Annotated in this window: 19 protein-coding genes and 1 pseudogene; 9 read left to right on the top strand and 11 right to left on the bottom strand. The window is 34.0% G+C overall.

Going from position 1 to position 18,879, the window contains the following annotated elements; all coding sequences use genetic code 11:
• Both gdhA and UH7x_RS05965 read right to left on the bottom strand, forming a co-directional pair.
• On the bottom strand, nt 1-1,344 hold the full coding sequence (gdhA, locus tag UH7x_RS05960) for an NADP-specific glutamate dehydrogenase (RefSeq protein WP_482363584.1): 1,344 nt from the start codon (nt 1,342-1,344) through the stop codon (nt 1-3).
• A gap of 140 nt (nt 1,345-1,484) precedes the next feature.
• The gene (locus tag UH7x_RS05965) at nt 1,485-2,639 is read right to left on the bottom strand and encodes a cystathionine gamma-synthase (RefSeq protein ID WP_482362806.1); all 1,155 of its coding nucleotides are present in this window, start codon (nt 2,637-2,639) and stop codon (nt 1,485-1,487) included.
• Nucleotides 2,640-2,701: 62 nt separating this feature from the next.
• Here UH7x_RS05965 and UH7x_RS05970 point away from each other — a divergent pair, with 62 nt between their 5' ends.
• On the top strand, nt 2,702-3,478 hold the full coding sequence (locus tag UH7x_RS05970; protein ID WP_482362807.1) for a DUF3298 and DUF4163 domain-containing protein: 777 nt from the start codon (nt 2,702-2,704) through the stop codon (nt 3,476-3,478).
• Here UH7x_RS05970 and UH7x_RS05975 read toward each other — a convergent pair.
• Entirely contained in the window at nt 3,456-3,911 is a 456-nt protein-coding gene (locus UH7x_RS05975; protein WP_482362808.1) for a DinB family protein, read from the bottom strand. The two genes, UH7x_RS05970 and UH7x_RS05975, sit on opposite strands and share 23 nt — an antisense overlap.
• 127 nt (nt 3,912-4,038) lie before the next feature.
• Between UH7x_RS05975 and UH7x_RS05980 the strand changes: the two genes are divergently transcribed.
• Both UH7x_RS05980 and UH7x_RS05985 read left to right on the top strand, forming a co-directional pair.
• On the top strand, nt 4,039-4,392 hold the full coding sequence (locus UH7x_RS05980) for an arsenate reductase family protein (protein ID WP_482362809.1): 354 nt from the start codon (nt 4,039-4,041) through the stop codon (nt 4,390-4,392).
• Complete coding sequence (locus UH7x_RS05985; protein WP_482362810.1) at nt 4,389-5,312, top strand: DMT family transporter; 924 nt, start codon at nt 4,389-4,391, stop codon at nt 5,310-5,312. The genes UH7x_RS05980 and UH7x_RS05985 overlap by 4 nt, the downstream gene beginning before the upstream one ends.
• Here the strand turns inward: UH7x_RS05985 and UH7x_RS05990 are convergent.
• Nucleotides 5,305-5,787, bottom strand: coding sequence for an acyl-CoA thioesterase (locus UH7x_RS05990; RefSeq protein ID WP_482362811.1), 483 nt, complete (start codon nt 5,785-5,787; stop codon nt 5,305-5,307). The two genes, UH7x_RS05985 and UH7x_RS05990, sit on opposite strands and share 8 nt — an antisense overlap.
• 109 nt (nt 5,788-5,896) lie before the next feature.
• Between UH7x_RS05990 and UH7x_RS05995 the strand changes: the two genes are divergently transcribed.
• The 3 genes from UH7x_RS05995 (at nt 5,897) to UH7x_RS06005 (ending at nt 8,422) form a co-directional block, all read left to right on the top strand.
• The gene (locus UH7x_RS05995; RefSeq protein WP_482362812.1) at nt 5,897-6,871 is read left to right on the top strand and encodes an NAD(P)H-dependent flavin oxidoreductase; all 975 of its coding nucleotides are present in this window, start codon (nt 5,897-5,899) and stop codon (nt 6,869-6,871) included.
• A gap of 30 nt (nt 6,872-6,901) precedes the next feature.
• Nucleotides 6,902-7,864 carry a YheT family hydrolase gene (locus UH7x_RS06000; RefSeq protein WP_482362813.1) on the top strand — a complete coding sequence of 321 codons (963 nt, stop codon included), beginning with the start codon at nt 6,902-6,904 and terminating at the stop codon, nt 7,862-7,864.
• A gap of 75 nt (nt 7,865-7,939) precedes the next feature.
• A complete protein-coding gene (locus tag UH7x_RS06005; protein WP_482362814.1) occupies nt 7,940-8,422 on the top strand; it encodes a c-type cytochrome in 483 nt (160 codons plus the stop codon).
• A 76-nt stretch (nt 8,423-8,498) separates the two neighbouring features.
• Here UH7x_RS06005 and UH7x_RS06010 read toward each other — a convergent pair whose 3' ends face one another.
• Together UH7x_RS06010 and UH7x_RS06015 are read right to left on the bottom strand one after the other, a co-directional pair.
• Complete coding sequence (locus tag UH7x_RS06010) at nt 8,499-10,085, bottom strand: SulP family inorganic anion transporter (RefSeq protein WP_482362815.1); 1,587 nt, start codon at nt 10,083-10,085, stop codon at nt 8,499-8,501.
• An 83-nt stretch (nt 10,086-10,168) separates the two neighbouring features.
• Nucleotides 10,169-11,143 carry a phytanoyl-CoA dioxygenase family protein gene (locus UH7x_RS06015; protein WP_482362816.1) on the bottom strand — a complete coding sequence of 325 codons (975 nt, stop codon included), beginning with the start codon at nt 11,141-11,143 and terminating at the stop codon, nt 10,169-10,171.
• A gap of 142 nt (nt 11,144-11,285) precedes the next feature.
• Between UH7x_RS06015 and UH7x_RS06020 the strand changes: the two genes are divergently transcribed.
• The 3 genes and pseudogenes from UH7x_RS06020 (at nt 11,286) to UH7x_RS06030 (ending at nt 13,893) form a co-directional block, all read left to right on the top strand.
• Nucleotides 11,286-12,134, top strand: coding sequence for an AraC family transcriptional regulator (locus UH7x_RS06020; protein WP_482362817.1), 849 nt, complete (start codon nt 11,286-11,288; stop codon nt 12,132-12,134).
• Nucleotides 12,135-12,217: 83 nt separating this feature from the next.
• Complete coding sequence (locus UH7x_RS06025; protein ID WP_482362818.1) at nt 12,218-12,607, top strand: hypothetical protein; 390 nt, start codon at nt 12,218-12,220, stop codon at nt 12,605-12,607.
• Between the two features lie 301 nt (nt 12,608-12,908).
• Nucleotides 12,909-13,893: pseudogene (locus UH7x_RS06030) on the top strand (NAD(P)H-dependent glycerol-3-phosphate dehydrogenase).
• Between the two features lie 18 nt (nt 13,894-13,911).
• Here UH7x_RS06030 and UH7x_RS06035 read toward each other — a convergent pair.
• The 5 genes from UH7x_RS06035 to UH7x_RS06055 all read right to left on the bottom strand — a co-directional run bounded on the left by UH7x_RS06035 (nt 13,912) and on the right by UH7x_RS06055 (nt 18,876).
• Nucleotides 13,912-14,532, bottom strand: a complete 621-nt coding sequence (locus tag UH7x_RS06035) for a CatB-related O-acetyltransferase (RefSeq protein WP_482362819.1) — start codon at nt 14,530-14,532, stop codon at nt 13,912-13,914.
• 14 nt (nt 14,533-14,546) lie between these two features.
• Nucleotides 14,547-15,413, bottom strand: coding sequence for an SDR family oxidoreductase (locus tag UH7x_RS06040; RefSeq protein ID WP_482362820.1), 867 nt, complete (start codon nt 15,411-15,413; stop codon nt 14,547-14,549).
• Nucleotides 15,403-16,572, bottom strand: a complete 1,170-nt coding sequence (locus UH7x_RS06045) for a serine hydrolase domain-containing protein (RefSeq protein ID WP_482362821.1) — start codon at nt 16,570-16,572, stop codon at nt 15,403-15,405. Before UH7x_RS06045 ends, UH7x_RS06040 begins: the two co-directional genes overlap by 11 nt.
• An 85-nt stretch (nt 16,573-16,657) precedes the next feature.
• Nucleotides 16,658-17,914: a serine hydrolase domain-containing protein gene (locus UH7x_RS06050; protein ID WP_482362822.1), complete on the bottom strand. Its 1,257-nt coding sequence runs from the start codon at nt 17,912-17,914 to the stop codon at nt 16,658-16,660.
• Nucleotides 17,915-18,186: 272 nt separating this feature from the next.
• Complete coding sequence (locus UH7x_RS06055; protein WP_482362823.1) at nt 18,187-18,876, bottom strand: DUF4386 domain-containing protein; 690 nt, start codon at nt 18,874-18,876, stop codon at nt 18,187-18,189.
• Between the last annotated feature and the right edge of the window lie 3 nt (nt 18,877-18,879).

An 18,879-nucleotide genomic window follows, 5' to 3' on the forward strand; every position in this document is an offset into this window, starting at 1 on the left:
TTAAATAACACCCTGCGCCAACATAGCATCAGCTACTTTAACGAAACCAGCAATATTAGCACCTTTTACATAATTACAATAACCATCTTTATCTTTACCATATTTAAGGCATGAGGAGTGAATTTCTTCCATTATATCTTTTAGTCGATCATCAACCTCTTCACGTGTCCAACTTATTCTTAAAGAGTTTTGAGACATCTCTAGACCAGAAGTTGCTACTCCACCTGCATTGGAAGCTTTACCAGGAGCAAATAATATTTGTGCTTTTTGAAATTCATGAATAGCATCGGGCGTAGAAGGCATGTTAGCACCTTCGGCAACACAAATACAATTATTTTTAATTAAAATTTTTGCACTTTTACCATCCAATTCATTTTGTGTTGCACATGGCAAAGCTATATCACAGTCTACCTCCCATGGGGTTTTCCCACTAACAAACTTAGCTGACTTATATTTCTTTGTATAATCTGAAATACGACCTCTTTTGTTATTTTTTAAATCCATAACAAAAGCCAGTTTTTTCTTATCGATACCTTCACTATCGAAAATATATCCTCCAGAATCGGAAAGCGTAACCACTTTACCTCCTAAATAAAGCACTTTTTCAGCTGCATACTGTGCTACATTACCAGAACCCGAAATAACGACTGTTTTTTTATCAAAGCTATCATTTACAGTTTCCAACATACTTTGAGCAAAATAAACAGTGCCATAACCAGTTGCTTCCGGTCTAATTTTAGAACCACCCCAAGAAAGACCTTTACCAGTTAAAACGCCGGTAAACTCATTTCTCATTTTTTTGTACATGCCAAAAAGAAAGCCTATTTCACGTGCACCTACACCAATATCGCCTGCTGGCACGTCTGTATTAGGTCCAATATGTCGGCACAACTCACTCATAAAAGCATGGCAAAACCGCATAACCTCATCATCTGACTTACCTTTAGGGTCAAAATCAGATCCTCCTTTACCACCACCCATAGGCAGGGTAGTTAAACTATTTTTAAATACTTGCTCAAAGGCTAAAAACTTTAGAATACTAGCGTTAACAGAAGCATGAAAGCGAAGTCCACCTTTATAGGGACCAATAGCCGAGTTCATTTGAATACGGTATCCGCGATTTACATGAATTTCGCCCTTATCATCAACCCAAGAGACTCTAAACGAAATTAATCGTTCAGGCTCTACCATTCGCAACAAAATATTCTTGCCACTGTAAATCTTTTTACGAGCTATGTATGGGATTACTGTTTCGGCAACTTCCTGTACTGCCTGTATGAATTCAGGTTCATGACCATTTCTGACCTTAACCTCTTCCATAAATTTATCAATCTTTACTTGCATTTTTGCGTCCATAAATTCCTTTAAATAAATTTTCCTAATTCGTTAAAATTAAGCTTTGATTATTGAATTTAAAATAAAACGGCAAAATTATGATATTCCTATATTTTAAAGTGTGTTTTTTTAAAAATATCGTAAAAAACCTATCCGATAGCCTGTTTCAAGTCTTCAATTAGGTCTGAAGCATCTTCTATACCAACACTTAATCTAATTAACGAATCTACTACGCCACTCTTTTCTCTTTCTTCTTTAGGAATACTCGCATGCGTCATACTCGCAGGATGACCAGCTAAGCTCTCTACGCCACCAAGAGATTCCGCTAAGGTAAATAACTCTAGATGTTCTACTATTTTAATCGCATCATCAAAAGAAGCTCCTTTAGGAATAAAAGAAATCATTCCTCCGAAATCATTCATTTGTTCTTTTGCTACCAAATGGTTTGGGTGAGATTCTAAACCTGGCCAAAATACTTTTTCAATTTTAGGATGATTCTGAAGAAACTCAGCAATGGCTTTTCCATTTTCACAATGGCGTTGCATGCGAACATGCAAAGTTTTTATACCTCTTAAAACCAAAAAACTATCCATAGGACCACAAACAGCACCACTGGCATTTTGAATAAAATATAATTGATCCGCTAATTCTTTGTCTTTAACTACTAAAGCGCCAAGTACTACATCTGAATGCCCACCCAAGTATTTTGTTGCAGAATGCATTACAATATCTGCACCCATTTCTAAAGGCCGTTGTAAATATGGCGTTGCAAAAGTATTATCGACGGCCAATAAAACTTTGTGTTGTTTCGCTAATTTAGAAACTGCCTTGATATCTATAATATTCATCATAGGATTGGTAGGCGTTTCTACCCATATCAAACGCGTATTAGAATTTATTTTCTTTTCAATTTCATCAACATTTTGCATGCCAACAAAATGAAATACTATTCCATATTTCTCAAATATTTTTTTGAAAATTCGATAACTACCTCCGTACAAGTCATTTGTTGAAATAACTTCATCTCCAGGACTCAGCAATTTAATTACAGCATCCATAGCTGCAAGTCCGCTTCCAAAAGCTAATCCATAATTACCACTTTCAATACTTGCCAAAGAATTTTCTAGTGCGCTACGAGTAGGATTTCCGCTCCGCGAATATTCAAATCCTTGGTGCCCACCAGGTGTAGTTTGGGCAAAAGTTGAAGTTTGATAAATGGGTGGCATCACCGCTCCATAGGCCTTATCAGGTTTTTGTCCACCATGAATTGTCTTACTGTTGAATTTTAATTTTTTTTGGCTCATAAAATAGTATTAATGTTGCAAATGTATCGTTAACTTTTGAGTCGCACAATGATGTGAAATTTATGAAAACCCCAATTATTTACATAGTCGTTTTACTCCTACTTATTGGTTGTAAAAATGAGCATAAACTTACCGTAGCACCGCAATTATTCTCTGGTGAAAATTGCGAAGGATGCCCACAAATTTCAATTAATATTCCGCAAGTTCTTGAAAAATCTCGGCTTGCCATAAATATAAATGCAAACATCTCTAACGAGATTATTTCTATTCTTCTCTTTGGAGAAACTGAAGATAATGAAGCCTATACCATTCAAGAAGCAATTCAAGCTTTTATTAACGAACACGAGGAAATTACAAAATTATACCAAGATGAGGTTGAGACTTGGGAAGCTACCATACATGGCGAGATATCGTATGAAGATAAAAATATCTTGTCAATAATCTTAACATCATATTTATACTCTGGCGGTGCACATGGCTATGAATCCATTCGATTTTTAAATTTTGATAAGAAAACTGGAAAAGAATTAAAAAATTCCCAACTATTTAATGACGAAGCAGCCTTTAAAACGCTAGCGGAAAAAGAGTTCCGGAAAGCTGAAGCCATTTCTGAAAATGAATCTATTAACGCAACAGGTTTCATGTTTGAGGGAGACAATTTTTATTTACCCGAAAATTTAGGCTTCACTAGGGCAGGCATTAAGCTACTTTATAATCAATATGAGGTAGCGTCGTATGCTGATGGTCCAATAGAAGTTGTCATCCCATATACTTCAGCAAAGAATTATTTAAAAGGAAAACTAAAAAAGTCAATAGCTACAACAACTTTTGAAGACTAATAATAGCACCAATATGTAATCCTTCATGTAAAAGGTTGAATGCTATAGCATCTTCTGCTTTTTCTAGTGTAACATTAGCGCTAGTAGTATACGCTTTATAATTTTTGAAAATTCCTTTTTCGTAATCTGATTTCGTTTTTTCAACGGTAGAAATTAATAAATCTTTCACCTCTTGTATTTCCTCATCTGTAGCGGTGCCATCTGGCACAGTTCCCTTCATAAATTTACCAACCAAACTAGCAGGTATATTTAAATCTAAACCACTAAACTTATAAACCAGCAGTTGTTCCGTTACCAAAACATGTGCAATATTCCACCAAATATTATTATTATGGCTAGTAGGTATTTTTAAAAGATCAGCTTTTGGTGTTTCTACCAAAATCTTGTGCAAACGCTGGCGACTCTTAAGGGTGATATCAAAAAGTTTATTCATACTGAAAAATGATTTAGCTTCAAATTTAGAGCAATTACTTTAAAAGCGGTTTCTTTGTAGTCTATAATTTTCAGTTCATAAAAAAGTAAAAATCACTACATATATCGAATAACAAAATTATTTTCCGATGAAAAAAATATACCACCTAGCTTCATGTTCTACATGCCAACGTATCATAAAAGAATTAGAACCTTTGGATGGCTTTACCCTTCAAAATATAAAAACGGAAAGCATAACTGAAAAACAATTAGATGAGATGAAAAATCTAGCGGGAAGTTATGAAGCACTATTTAGTAGAAGAGCAATGCTTTTTCGCAAAAGGGGCTTACACGAGCAAACACTTACAGAAGCAGATTATAAAAATCTAATTTTAGAACATTATACTTTTTTAAGCCGCCCAGTAATTCTATTCGATAATCAAATATTTGTAGGTAATAGTAAAAAAGTGGTTGAAGCTGCCAAAGCAACAATTCACCCGTGAGCAAAAGGACACTAGCAATATTAGCTGCTATTGCAGCAACAACAATCTATGGACTAAACCACACTATCGCTAAAGGGGTTATGCCCAACCATGTGCAACCTTTTGCTTTTATTATTTTTAGAGTTGGCGGTGCAGCATTACTTTTTTGGCTCATTTCATTTTTTGGTCCTAAAGAACATATCGAGAAAAAAGATTATTTACGTATGTTGCTTTGCTCCATTTTAGGAATGGGGTTTAATATGCTTGTTTTTTTTAAAGGATTATCTTTATCTACCCCAATAAATAGTGCCGTACTAATTACTATCACACCGATAATCGTATTAATACTTTCGGCAGTCCTCATTAAAGAAAAAATATCAAGGCGAAAGATATTTGGAATTGGAATCGGGTTAATTGGAGCACTTGGATTAGTATTTTTTAGCTCGGAGAGTAGACAAGACGCACCTAACATTCCATTAGGAAATTTCTTTATTCTTATGAATTCTGTTTTTTATGGAGCATATTTAATCACAGTAAAACCCTTGCTTGCAAAATATCACCCATTCACATTTATGAAATGGCTTTTTACTTTAGGCATCATTATTTGTTTACCTTTTGGTTTAAAAGAATTTACAGAAATAGACTTTTCGAACCTACCAGCAGATGCAATTTGGAGTATCGTTTACGTAGTTCTCGGCACTACTTTTTGCACTTATCTCTTCAATATTTTCGCATTAACCCAATTAAAAGCATCCACACTTAGTGCTTTTGTCTATGTACAACCACTTATAGGAATTCTATTTGCCACACTTATGGGCAAAGACACTCTTACAACCTTAAAGATTATGGCAGCCACTTTAGTACTTTTAGGTGTCTACTTGGCCAGTAGAAATCCTATAGGAGCCAAAAAAACAAATGCAACTTCTAACAAGATTAAATAATCGCTAAATCTTTTGGCACTTTGGCAAATTTACGCGTGTTTTCTTTAGTTAAAATGCGAAATCCTTCCGATAGTTCTATTTTATCAAACAAGTTTAAAAAATCATCAGGCAAACCAGTTAAATTACGAGTTTCAAGACTTATCCAAGCTCCCATCATTTCGCAATGTGCTACGTTTCTACCTTTCGAATCATAGAAATTATGGTGAAATTCAAAGAATTTACCATCCTCACTCAAGCCCATAACTTCCAAAGAAACTTTTACAGGCTTTCCAGGAAAAACCTCTTTAAAATAATACATATGCTCATAAAAAACTACAGGGCCAATTTTATGTGCTGCTAGGTTCTTTTGACTTAAACCTAATTCCCATAGAAATGCCATACGCGTATGGCTCATAAAATTTATATAAGCACTATTTGCTAAATGTCTATTGGCATCTATATCACTCCATCTAACTTCAAAATCTTTTAAATACATTCTTTTAAATATTATTTTTACTATGCATGCATAGGAATGGTAAAAATAGTATAGTTTTGAATAACAACAGAATTTAAGTACATTAATTAATAGTTTTAAAATCTTAATAATGAGTCAGAAACCCGCCTTTATAAAAGAACTTTCCCTACCCGTAATAGCAGCACCAATGTTTTTAATTTCTGGGCCTAAATTGGTAATAGAATGTTGTAAAAATGGTATTGTAGGTACTTTCCCTGCTTTAAATCAAAGAACAAGTGAGGGATTTGAGGAATGGCTTATTGAAATAAAAACGGAATTACAAAAATTTGAAGATGAAACGGGCAAGAAAGCTGCTCCGTTTGGTGTCAATTTAATAGTACATCCAACTAATCCTCGCTTGGAAGCCGATATTAAACTTTGTATAAAACATCAAGTACCAATAGTTATAACTTCATTAGGAGCTGTATCTATGGTTGTTGATGCAATACATAGTTATGGCGGATTAGTTTTTCATGATATAATTAAAAAACGTCATGCAGAAAAGGCTCAAGAAGCTGGAGTCGATGGATTAATCTTGGTAGCAGCCGGAGCTGGCGGCCATGGTGGCACCATCAACCCAATGTCTTTAGTGGCGGAAATAAAAAAATTCTTTGATAAAACTATTATTCTATCGGGTTGTATTAGTACGGGTCGCGATATTGCTTCTGCTTTACAAATGGGTGCTGATGTTGCCTATATGGGTACGCGTTTTATTAATACAGCGGAAAGTATGGCTCCTGAAGAATATAGAGATATGGTCATCGATGCCGGTGCGGGCGATGTGGTATATACAGCTGCGGTATCTGGAGTTAGTGCTAATTTTTTAGGCAAAAGCTTAAAAGCAGCTGGACTAACTGATGAAGACCTTAAAAAGGATACTAAAATTGATTTTGGCAAAGAGCTAGATACGGAAGCTAAAGCTTGGAAAACAATTTGGTCTGCAGGTCAAGGTTCTACTACAATCGACAATACTTTACCCATTGCAGATTTGGTAGCCAAATTAAAATTAGAATTTAAAGCTGCAATAGAAGAACAGACTAAGGTTTTAGAAAATTATCCGAAATAGCATATAAATTTCACGCGAAACTAGTCTTAGATGCCCATTTTAAAATCCAACTACAATCCGCCTATTTTATTCAAATTAGGACATTTTTCGACAATTTATAGCGGTTTATGGCGAAAAGTAAACGATTTTACTCAAAAACGGGAAAGAATAGAATTAACAGATGGTGATTTTTTAGACCTAGATTGGAGCTATTCTAAAACTACATCCGATAAGGTTATCATTTTGCTTCATGGATTAGAAGGCCACGGCCAACGACCTTATATTACGGGCAGCGCCAAAGCCTTTAACAACGTTGGTTATGATGCGTGTGCCGTTAACTTTAGGGGCTGTAGTGGTGAAACTAATCGACTATTTAGAGCATATCATTCTGGCGCTACAGAAGATTTAGATGCAGTAGTAAAACACGTATTAAAAAATAAAACGTATTCAAAAATTTACATAAAAGGTGTTAGTCTTGGTGGAAACATGGTGATGAAATATGTTGGTGAAAAAAGAGAACTTCCTAAAGAAATCAAAGGAGTTATCGGCATATCGGTGCCCTGTGATCTCAATAATTCTTCAAACCAACTTTTAAAATTAAAAAATAGACCTTATGCTAGTCGATTCAAAAAGCATTTAACCGACAAACTGAAATATAAAGTAGCGCTTTTTCCGGATAAAATTAATGAGGCTGACATTAGACGAATTAAAACCTTAAAAGATTTTGACGACATTTACACGAGTAATGCTCATGGTTTTCTGAACGCCTTAGATTATTATGAGAAGAGTAATTGTCTTCAATTTCTACCTAATATTAAAATTCCGGCATTAATCATAAACGCTAAAAATGACTCTTTTTTAGGACCAACTTGTTATCCATATAACGAAGCTAAAGCAAATCCGAATTTGTATTTAGAAACCCCCAAATACGGTGGCCATGTTGGCTTTCACGCCAAAAATGGCGTTAGTTATACAGAAAAAAGAGCTATAAATTTTCTTGAAAAGACCAATTAGATTTTGCGAATCATTATATTAGTGGCGCAAATAAAATTAAACCCCTGAACTAGTTTCAGCAAAAATTAAACATACATGAAAAAATTGCTCTTCGTATTAGCACTTGGCGGATTAATGATCAGCTGCGGCGGAAAAGAAAAGAAAGAAGAAAAAGAAGGTTTTGAAATGAACCGTAAAAAAACTGAATCTAAAGCTGCAGAAGTACAAGAAAGTGTTCCAGTTGATTTAGACAATAAAGGAGTTGGCCCAATAAAATCAGTTGAATTTGATGATGCTGTAAATGAAGAATTAGTAGCTAAAGGTGCACAAACTTTTAATACTATATGTATAGCTTGCCATGCACTTGATAAGAGAATGATAGGCCCAGCTTTATCTGGCGTTTATGAAAGAAGAAGTCCGGAATGGGTAATGAACATGATATTAAACCCTGATGTGATGCTTAAAGAAGACCCAATAGCAAAGGCTCTTTTAAAAGAATATAATAATGCTGTTATGTTGAATCAGAAATTAAGTGAAGAAGATGCCCGCGCAGTAGCCGAGTTCTTAAGAAATAAATAAAATTCAATAGTTGAATTAAAAAAGCTCCTTCTCGAAAGAGAAGGAGCTTTTTTTATACGGTTTTACCGTGTACCTCTTATTTCGCATCAACCCTATCTACTGCAACTTTATAAGTAGGATCTTCCAAGACATTAACAACGATTATATCATCGGCATTTTTCAAGAGACGAATACAATCTTTACTTAAGTGACGTAAATGCACTTTTTTACCTGCTTTGGCATAGCGCTCAGTTATTTTGTTTAAGGCCTCTATACCCGACATATCAGCAATTCTACTTTCCTTAAAATCAATTATTATTTCTTCAGGATCTTCTTGAATTTCAAACTTTTCTGAAAATAGTGTTGTTGAACCAAAGAATAATGGACCATAGATTTCATAGTGTTTTACTCCATTTTCATCAACATATTTTCTTGCACGAATACGTTTTGCATTCTCCCAAGAATATGCCAATGCTGAAATAATTACCCCTAGCAAAACTGCAACAGCAAGATTATGCGTAATTGCCGTAATCAGTGTAACTAATACCATAACAATAACATCTGACTTAGGCATTTTTCCAAAAGTCTTAAAACTTGCCCATTCAAATGTGCCTATTGCTACCATAAACATTAAACCTACTAATGCTGCCATTGGTAAACGTTCAATTAAACTTGATCCAAACATTATGAAAACAAGGAGCATAACGGCAGCTGTAATACCAGAGAGTCTAGCTCTTGCACCAGAAGAAGTATTAATTAAACTTTGTCCAATCATTGCACAACCACCCATACCAGATAGGAAGCCCGATAAAATATTGGCAGTTCCTTGTGCCACACATTCTTTATTACCACTACCACGTGTATCGGTTATTTCGTCTATTATGTTTAGCGTTAATAAACTTTCAATTAAACCAACACCTGCAACAATTGCTGCATACGGAAGTATGATTTTAAAGGTCTCTAATGTAAATGGTATTTGTGGAATAGATAATGGTGGAAATCCACCTTTTATACTCTCCCCTTCCCCCATAGTATCTGCTACAGTAAGGGTGTCTACTCCAAATCCAATTACAATTGCAGAAACAACAATAATGGCAACTAAAGATGAAGGAATAGCTTTAGTTAACTTTGGTAAGCCCCAAATAATTACCATGGTCAGCAATGTTAAGCCGAGCATTATCATCATGGGTGTAGTACTTAAAAGACTATCGGTTCCTTTCACATAAAAATTAGGAAACTGCGCCATGAATATTATTATGGCTAAACCATTTACGAAACCAAACATTACGGGGTGCGGTACTAAACGAATGAATTTACCCAAGCGTAAAAAACCAGCTAAAATCTGTAAAAGACCTGCTATAATTACTGTAGCAAAAACATAATTTAATATGGTCTCTGGTTCTATTCCCGGGAAATTTCGTTTCAATTCCAGAATTAACCCAACAAAAATTACAGCTACCGCTCCTGTGGCACCAGATATCATACCTGGTCTACCACCAAAAATTGCAGTAACCAAACAAAGTATAAATGCAGCATACAAACCTGTTAATGGAGAAAAACCTGGAATTAAGGCAAAAGCAATTGCTTCAGGAACCAGTGCTAAGGCAACTGTAAGACCTGAAAGAATTTCGGTTTTATAATCTACTTTCTGCTTAAAATCGAATAAATTAAGATACTTCTTCATACCGCAATGAATTTAAGCGGGCAAAAATACACTTTATTATCTTGACGGCCTGCGTATGCTTGTATTAATGAGGATATGATAAACTACCAATCTGTTAAACCCAATAATTTTTCTCCAAGGTTCGAAAGTTTAGCAACATCGTATTTAGTTTGTTCCCAATTTCTCGGGTCACCCGGAAAAGCATAGCCTTCTGGTGCAATTCGGTTCTTCCAAGAATTAATACGCCAGTTTCTCATCTCCACATTTTCTTCTTCTGCAGGCATCATAGAAATGTATTGAGCAATTCGCACTTTATCTTTAGATTTATTTGGTCGTATACCATGTGGTTCTGTGCTATTGAAAATTAATAGATCCCCAGCATTCATTTTAACCTTCACTATTTTATCATCCAAATTCGAAATGTCTGGTTGAAAATGATCACGGTCTTCAGGCTGCGTCAATTTCCAGCTATCGTAGTTTCTATATAACCATGGAATGCATTGAAAACCGCCCATATTTTCATCATTCTGGTCTGCAAGCGCTAATACTCCTTGTACATTTTGGGGTTTTGTTTCAGGGTCATAATCCCAATGAATAAATCCTTTTTTATCAACTCCTGGTGGTAACGGAAAATTCAAATTAGCGCGGTCAATAGTCACCCACAGTTTTTCGGTTCCCCATACATCTGCAAATGCATCATAAACTTTTTGCTCTTGTCTATTATTCCACAAATGCTGATTATTATAAACCTCAACCATACCAGTTCCGGTCAATTCTTTCATTTTCATTTCGGCTCGTGGTGGAGCATACCAAGTAGTTGAATCATTAGGATTCTTTTCGTCAAATTCCCAAATAAAATCAGCTGTATTCTTTGCTTGTTCTTTTGATATCGCATTCTTTATAACGATATAACCATTATACATCCAAAACTTCCAATCTTCTTCGCTAAGAACTCTTAATGGTTTTCCATTAGAACGGTCGTTCAATTTAATTTTACTACTTGTAGCTGTTGATGGATTACCAGGAATTTCTTCATGAGCTTTGTTCGCCATTTCTAATTTAGAATCTGATTTTTGCATGATATTATCTTTTAAATTTGATACTGTAAAACTACCTTAGATTATCGCTAGCATCAACCTCGATATTAACCAAAATTTGAACAATATTGATATTTTTTAATTAAATTAAACAAATAAGCGTCAATCTAGGTATATTGATAAAATGAAAATTCAGCTTGAAAGTTTTAGCACTGATACCAAAAGTCCGTTTAGGCTATTACACGACCCAAAACTTAATCATCTTTTTTATTGGCATTTTCATCCGGAATTTGAATTAGTATATATCGAAGGTGCTAGTGCAAAGCGACATGTGGGTAATCATATTTCACAATTTTCAGAAAGCGATTTAGTATTAATTGGGTCCAATATTCCACACCTAAATTTTGATCATAATGTAACCTCCACCTATAGAAAAGAAGTTCTCCATATAAAACAGAATTTCAAAAAAACGGTAATAGAACAATTCCCAGAACTTCAGTCTTTAAATCGACTTATGGAATTGTCAAAATTTGGAATAGCATTTTCAGGTGAGACTAAAATTAAAATAGGTGGACTTATGAAAAAGCTACACTTACTAAATGATTTCGATTTCTTTATGGAAGTCATACATATTCTAAAAGAACTTTCTGCAAGTACTGATTTTGAACTATTACACAAAACACCATTTATTAATCCGTATAGTGAGAAAGAGCAAAAGCGAATTCGGCAAATTTATGGTTACATCGATGCACATTTTCAAGATAAAATAACTGTAAATGATATTGCTGCACTTTGTAATTTAAGTAAACCTGCATTTTGTAGGTACTTTAAGAAATCTACTGGTAGTACGTTTATAAATTTTCTAAATCAATATAGAATAAGTCAAGCCAAGCGGCTTTTACTTTTAGATAAGAATATTACTGAAACTTGTTATGAGTGTGGTTTTGAAAGCTTATCCTATTTTAATAGAACATTTAAAAAGATTTCAGGTGAGAACCCATCGGAATTCAAAAAACGCCTCATAAAAACATAAAAAAGCTATATGAGTTAGTAATCCTATTATATACGCTAATACTTAAGTCATGTTTTCTGTATCATATAATAAAACAAGAAAATATGAATTTAAAAGCAGCTTACTTACTTTGTATCACACTACTTTTTATAGGAACCTCATGCTCACATCGACTTGTTGGCGTATGGAATGTTCAAAATTTCGAGCGACAAACCCCTGGTGAAGAGGGAATGTCTGTAAAAAATATTGGCACAATCACTTTTGATAAAGACGGGACAGGAACAAAACATTTGAATTATTCTCTTTTAGGAATTTCATCTTTAGACAAAACACCTTTTGAATGGAGCGCAACAGATAACTTTGTAACTATTGAAGATAAATATTCCGATTTATCTAAAACTTGGATTTATATTGAAAACAAGAATAATTTTCAAAAATGGCAGTCTACCGACGGCAATAATCAGGTTCAAACATTAGTTCTAGAAAAGGAATAAAAAAACGCCTTGAGCACCATACTCAAGGCGATTTCTAACTAAATAACCAACCAAAAAATCGTTGTTTAAACTGCGCTAAACGCAGGTATATTTTTTGTTCTTTAAGACAATAGTATTTTTAACATTTGTCTGAATTAATAACGCATGTGTTCATGATTTCATTGCTCGATGAACTGCATGCCCTGTTAAAATTTTAGGTAGTTCATCGTTTTTTTAACAAAGCTTGGTAGTTCATCGATAAAATCTAAACCAGCTAATTTGATTATTTTTGAATTATAGAAATTTGACTAATACATATCATATGAATTTTGCTGTATTTGGAGGTGGTAGTTGGGCAACTGCCATAATAAAAATGTTATGTGAAAATCAGGCTAAAGTTGGTTGGTACATGCGAAACCAAGATGCCATAGATTACATAACGCAACACAAGCACAATCCAAACTACTTAACTACAGTAACATTTGACACAGAAAAACTGGTATTAACAAGTGATATAAATACAGCTGTTGTAAAGGCTGATATTTTAATATTTGCAATTCCCTCAGCTTTCTTGAGTGAAGAAATGAAAAAATTAGAAGTTTCGTTAAAGGATAAAATCATTTTCTCAGCTATTAAAGGTATTGTACCCGAAACAGGATTAATTGTTGGGGAGCATTTTAATAAAAAATATGATATCCCATTTGAAAACATTGGTGTAATTACTGGCCCGTGTCATGCAGAAGAGGTGGCCATGGAACGATTATCCTATTTAACCATTGCTTGCGCTGATGAGGCAAAAGCTAAAATAGTAGCGGATAACCTTAAATCCGATTATATAAAAACTAAGGTAACCAAAGATATTATAGGCACTGAATATGCCGCCATGCTAAAAAATATTTATGCCATAGCTGCTGGTATAGCACATGGTTTAGGTTATGGCGACAATTTTCAAAGTGTTTTAATGAGTAATGCGATTCGTGAGATGAAACGCTACACGTATTTATAAAATAGACCGTAACATTAATGAATCGGCTTATTTAGGTGATTTATTAGTAACAGGGTATTCAACATTTAGTAGAAACAGAATGTTCGGCAATATGATTGGTAAAGGCTATACTGTAAAAAGTGCGCAGATGGAAATGAAAATGGTTGCCGAAGGTTATTATGCAGTTAAAAGTGCGTATGCTATTAAATCGAAATTCAAGAAAAAAGCCAGAACACCTATTATAGATGCAGTTTATGAGGTGCTTTATAATGGTGGTAATGCTAAGAAGGTATTTAAAGAATTAACTGATAAATTAGATTAAAACCACTATAACTTTCAATCACTTTAAATTCGCAATTACATTTCCCGTTAGATTATCTACGTTATTGGTGATTTTTTCAATGGGCCAATCCCACCATTGAAGGTCTAATAATCTTTCGATTTCTGCTTCAGAAAAACGTTTTCGTATTAATTTTCCTGGATTTCCGCCTACAATAGAATAGGGTTCAACATTTTTGACAACTGTTGTATTACTTGCAATAATTGACCCATCGCCTATTTTTACGCCAGGCATTATTGTTGCATTATAGCCAATCCAAACATCATTACCTATTAGTGTATTTCCCTTGGTAGGATAAGACTTGTCTTTCATTGCATCTTGCCAAGCTCCACCAAAAATGGTAAAAGGGTATGAGGAAATTGCATTTGTTAGATGATTTGCCCCATTCATAATAAAGGTAACATCAGAAGCAATCATACAGAACTTCCCAATTACTAGCTTATCGCCAACAAAGTCGAAATGATATTTTACATTCCTTTCAAAATTAGCAACATCTTCAAAATCATCATAATATGTGTAATCGCCCACGATAATATTAGGATTCTTTACAATATTTTTCAGAAAACAGAGCCGATTATAATTCGCTAATGGGAAAGGGGTGTTTTTATCTGGAATGTCCATAGTTATAAATATAGTTACTTTTTTAAGATGTCTATTTCACTTTGAAAAAAACTAGAGAGGTGCTGTATTCCATAACGTGGAGCTATAGCATCTTCCGCCATAAGTGTTAGGAAAAATTCATAAGGGCCATAAGTTTTAGATGATGTAAATGCTCTTAACACCCAAATAACCAATTTTCTCAACCAATTAGGCAGATGAATTATTTTAATCGGTTTATCATATGCATTAAGCGCCATTTTAGCCACTTCGTTGTGAGTTAGAATATCGGGACCACCGATATTAATTTCTGCCTTTGAAGATTCTATAGCCGAGACACATGCAATCGCCAAATCAGCTCCATGAATTGGATTAAATTTTTTCTCCCCGCTTCCAAATAAATAGACTTTTCCTTGCTGGGCCATATTTAAAAAGTCATTCATATCAGAGAAAAATCCATTTGGACGCATAATAGTATATTCTATATCGGAAGAAATTAAAACATCTACAAAAGCCTCTTTAGCCTCCAATATTTTCAGGTTTCGGTGTGAATTTCCATTTAACACCGAAATGTAGATGAATTTGCGAACTCCGCTTTCAACAGCCTCTTTTAATAGATTAATATTTGCCTGATAATCTACATCCATATAAGTAAATCCGTCTTTTTGCCTTGTTATACCTACTGAGGAAATAACCGTATCTACATCGTTAAAATGCCCCTTTAAAGTATTAGGCTTTGTAACTTCTGCGTTTATAATTTTAGTGTTTTCAGAAGCTAGTTTAGTTGCCTTTTCTATATTCCGCACAATTATCTTCGTAGAAATTTGCCTTGTTTCTAATTCCTTAGCAATATAGCCTCCTAAATAACCAGTTGCTCCAGCCAATAAAACAGTGTTATTTTTCATTTACATCTTTTTTTAAATTCGACAAACTTTTCAGCTCCTCCAACACCTGAAGCATAAATATCACATGCTTTTTTTTAAAAGAAGTTTGGTTAAAAGTACCTGTTAGGTACACGTCTAATTCAGGGCAGTAATACATAAAAGCTCCGGAAGTACCTGAATGCCCTATAAGTGAAAGATCCCCAACTAAAGGGTTTAATTTTTTCAATTCAAACTTCCGCAATCCATAACCATACTCGAATCCAAAAGATTCATCAATCCATTTTTGCATTTGCTTTAAACTCTTATTATTAATTAATATTTCTTCATTTAATGCCTTATGAAATTGTAAAAGATCTTGAGATGTAGTTGCTAAACCGCCACCAGCCCAATCTGCACTCAGACTTTTGAAAGAACTAATTTCAGTGTTTTCCACATACAATTCGGCCAACTCGCCAATGTTATTATTTATAGGTTTTGAACGTAAATGCATGTACGAATTTTTCATTTGTAGCGGACCAAAAATCTTTTCAGCAAGAACATCATGCAACCATTTACCTTCCAATTTCTCTATTATTAATCCCAACAAAACATATTCAGTATCAGAATAATGATAGCCATCTCCTGGAGCAAAATGCGGAGTTAATTTTGTTTTAGCGAAATTGATAGTTTCTATTGGTTGCCACATTCTTTTAGAATCTGAAAATAAGAGCTCCATAAAACCCGGACCAACCTTTGGAGAATCTTCAAAATAATCGGGTATACCCGAGGTATGTTGCAATAACTGACTGATAGTAATTTCTTTTGAGTACGCTACCCCCTTATAAATATGTAAACCCTCAATAATATTATTTGGCAAGTATTCAGCTATTGGGGTATTCACATTTAATTTTCCCTCTTCCTGTAACATCATAATTAAAGTGGCTGTAAACGTTTTAGCAATACTTGTAGTTAAAAAGGGATTTTTATCGGATACTTTTGATCCATTTAAAAAAGCACCTTCAGCATAATTCCATTCTATTCCCAATTTATCTGAATAGATAGTTAAGAACGCATTGTTAACATTTGTTTCAGTCAGTTGTTTTTGAAAAAGTGAGTCTACTTTTTTATGCGCTTTTTCAATCTTTTGAGCATAGGTTAAACTGCTGGCAAAAAACATCACGATAATAATTTTTAAGTTCATGGTATTAAATTTTAATAATTAAGGATGCCATAATAATCGCTATTTCATAGAAGATAATAATGGCATCCAATACATAAGATTCTACTTAATTACTTTTTAAAAAAGCTTGTACTCCTTCAGTAATTTTTTGATTTACATTCGTCCAATTTGCTTCGTTTTCATAAAATGTACCATCCATATTTGTAACAACAATAAAACCATTACTTCCGTTTTCCGCTATTTCCATATGTGTTGACAGACCTAAACTATTTCCACCGTGTATCCATTTTCCGTTCTTCGTATACCAATATAGTCCGTGATTTTCAGCAAATTCGCTTGGCACGATATTATCAGTTAATTGCTTTGTAAAAAGCATTTTGTAATACGAAGAATCAAACAAAACCGATGACTCTCCTTTTATTCCTCTAGTCATATCCAATAAATACTTTCCTAAATCTTCATTAGTGGAATGTATACTACCTTCAGGATATCCATGATTACCATAAAATGGAAATGCAGTACTTTTATTTAAATATGGAGTTGCCATTTGATTTAAATCCACCTCCAAAACATTAAAGGTTGATGCATTCATTTGTAAAGGATTCAAAACATTCTCTTTTACATATTCATCAAATGATAGCCCAGAAGCCAATTCAATTATAAAACCCATTAAATCAGTGGCCGTATTAGAATAAGCCCAAGTGGTTCCTGGTTCCGAATTGATATAACTATCTGTGCTATAGAAATCGCCATCGGCTAAAAAGTATTCACCCATGTAATCTGCAAGTGGCACCGGATTAGACTCTTGCATACCAATTGCTTCTTTTAGAATAACCGCCCCATTGGTATTTAAGTTTTGACCTGGCAAAAAGAAATAGTCATATGGCAGGTAGAACTCCATATTATCAACAATACCAGAAGTATGTGTAACTAAATGTTTTACCTTAATAATAGACTCAGGTCTTTTTAAATTAACCACTGCTACAGGCAGCAAATCATTTATTGGAGTTTCTAAAGTAAAAAGATTTTGGGATATCGCTTTCGCCACTGCTGCCGCAACAAAAGTTTTACTAATTGAGGCTATACCATTTACCGTTTGATTGGTATAAGGTTCTTGATTTTCTAGATTAGAATAACCAATTGCATCTTGATAAACAATTGCACCGTCTTCTACAATACTGATAGCCAAACCAGGTAATTCGGTTGTAGTTGCCAATTCTTCGAAGTATGTTGTTAATTCGGAAGAAGTCATTGCATTTGTTGGTTCTGGTTGCGGCGTAACAACATTGTCGTCATTAGAACATGAGGTTAAAAAAAATAGTGATAAAATGATTGAAATAATAATTCTTGCTAATACTGCCATGATTTTTGTTTTTTAAGCCCTCCTTAGATTATTGGAAGGGCGATTGTTGTTTTTTGATTGATGATTAAAATTGATAGGCTTTGATTTAGTAACTATAATTGCGGTATTCCGACCAGCGAACCCTTTTACTGTTTTTAAAGTTTGAGAATACTGCATGTTCTCTAGATGATGTGGGTGTTTTTCTTGATAATAGTTTCATGATTTTGTTTTTATTTGATTAATTATTCTGATGCAAATATTGAATGAAATGTATCGCCAGTCGTTCGTATTTATCATTCGGTACTTAAATAAAAGGTTCTAGATTTCACACCTTTTATTAAAAGAAAGAGGCAAAGTGAAAATTCTCCTATGTCCGCAGGTAGGGTAATCCAATTAGAAAGAGCTGTATTCACATTAGGAAAAAGGAAATACACTAGAAAATCTGTTAGATAACCAAAACAGCCAACTATTAGTATCACCCCAATAATTCTAGGAAATAAAGCGGATTTATAAACTAAACTACCCAAAGGCAGTAACCATAAACCAAAGAATATTTGAGCAATATGATAGCCATTCTTATGAATTTGTAAATACAGTAACATTTGATTTTGCATTTCTTCTTGACTAAAATCTGATTGCTCAATAAGTATTAGTGGTATATAATGATTGAGCATATTCGTGCACATAATTGCTACGGCTACGGTCACACTTAAGACCATTAATTGCGCCAACCATTTATTAGTACTTTCCAGAATTCTATATAATACTAAGGGCAATAGAAAATATGCCAGTTGCATAAGTAGGTCACTTATAAAGCCAAGACGGAACAAGAATTCATTTTCCGTAATATTCTTAAAAGTTTGATGGCTGTTTAATACATCAACTAAACTTAAACGAACATATTTCTCCGCAAATATTCCACACACAATAACAATTAAATACAGTATACCCGCTATCCTTGCTGATTTTTTGATTGATTTCATGAT

This window comes from Aurantibacter sp. UH7, from assembly GCF_056839165.1.

Bases quoted from the DNA above. Each gene is read 5' to 3' on its own strand.
- UH7x_RS06015 (WP_482362816.1), bottom strand. From the start codon at position 11,143: ATGCAAAAATCAGATTCTAAATTAGAAATGGCGAACAAAGCTCATGAA.
- UH7x_RS05965 (WP_482362806.1), bottom strand. From the start codon at position 2,639: ATGAGCCAAAAAAAATTAAAATTCAACAGTAAGACAATTCATGGTGGA.
- UH7x_RS06040 (WP_482362820.1), bottom strand. From the start codon at position 15,413: ATGAAAAATAACACTGTTTTATTGGCTGGAGCAACTGGTTATTTAGGA.
- UH7x_RS06000 (WP_482362813.1), top strand. From the start codon at position 6,902: ATGCCCATTTTAAAATCCAACTACAATCCGCCTATTTTATTCAAATTA.
- UH7x_RS06045 (WP_482362821.1), bottom strand. From the start codon at position 16,572: ATGAACTTAAAAATTATTATCGTGATGTTTTTTGCCAGCAGTTTAACC.
- UH7x_RS05975 (WP_482362808.1), bottom strand. From the start codon at position 3,911: ATGAATAAACTTTTTGATATCACCCTTAAGAGTCGCCAGCGTTTGCAC.
- UH7x_RS05970 (WP_482362807.1), top strand. From the start codon at position 2,702: ATGAAAACCCCAATTATTTACATAGTCGTTTTACTCCTACTTATTGGT.
- UH7x_RS06035 (WP_482362819.1), bottom strand. From the start codon at position 14,532: ATGGACATTCCAGATAAAAACACCCCTTTCCCATTAGCGAATTATAAT.
- UH7x_RS06020 (WP_482362817.1), top strand. From the start codon at position 11,286: ATGAAAATTCAGCTTGAAAGTTTTAGCACTGATACCAAAAGTCCGTTT.
- UH7x_RS06055 (WP_482362823.1), bottom strand. From the start codon at position 18,876: ATGAAATCAATCAAAAAATCAGCAAGGATAGCGGGTATACTGTATTTA.
- UH7x_RS06005 (WP_482362814.1), top strand. From the start codon at position 7,940: ATGAAAAAATTGCTCTTCGTATTAGCACTTGGCGGATTAATGATCAGC.
- gdhA (WP_482363584.1), bottom strand. From the start codon at position 1,344: ATGCAAGTAAAGATTGATAAATTTATGGAAGAGGTTAAGGTCAGAAAT.
- UH7x_RS05980 (WP_482362809.1), top strand. From the start codon at position 4,039: ATGAAAAAAATATACCACCTAGCTTCATGTTCTACATGCCAACGTATC.
- UH7x_RS05990 (WP_482362811.1), bottom strand. From the start codon at position 5,787: ATGTATTTAAAAGATTTTGAAGTTAGATGGAGTGATATAGATGCCAAT.
- UH7x_RS05995 (WP_482362812.1), top strand. From the start codon at position 5,897: ATGAGTCAGAAACCCGCCTTTATAAAAGAACTTTCCCTACCCGTAATA.
- UH7x_RS06050 (WP_482362822.1), bottom strand. From the start codon at position 17,914: ATGGCAGTATTAGCAAGAATTATTATTTCAATCATTTTATCACTATTT.
- UH7x_RS06010 (WP_482362815.1), bottom strand. From the start codon at position 10,085: ATGAAGAAGTATCTTAATTTATTCGATTTTAAGCAGAAAGTAGATTAT.
- UH7x_RS06025 (WP_482362818.1), top strand. From the start codon at position 12,218: ATGAATTTAAAAGCAGCTTACTTACTTTGTATCACACTACTTTTTATA.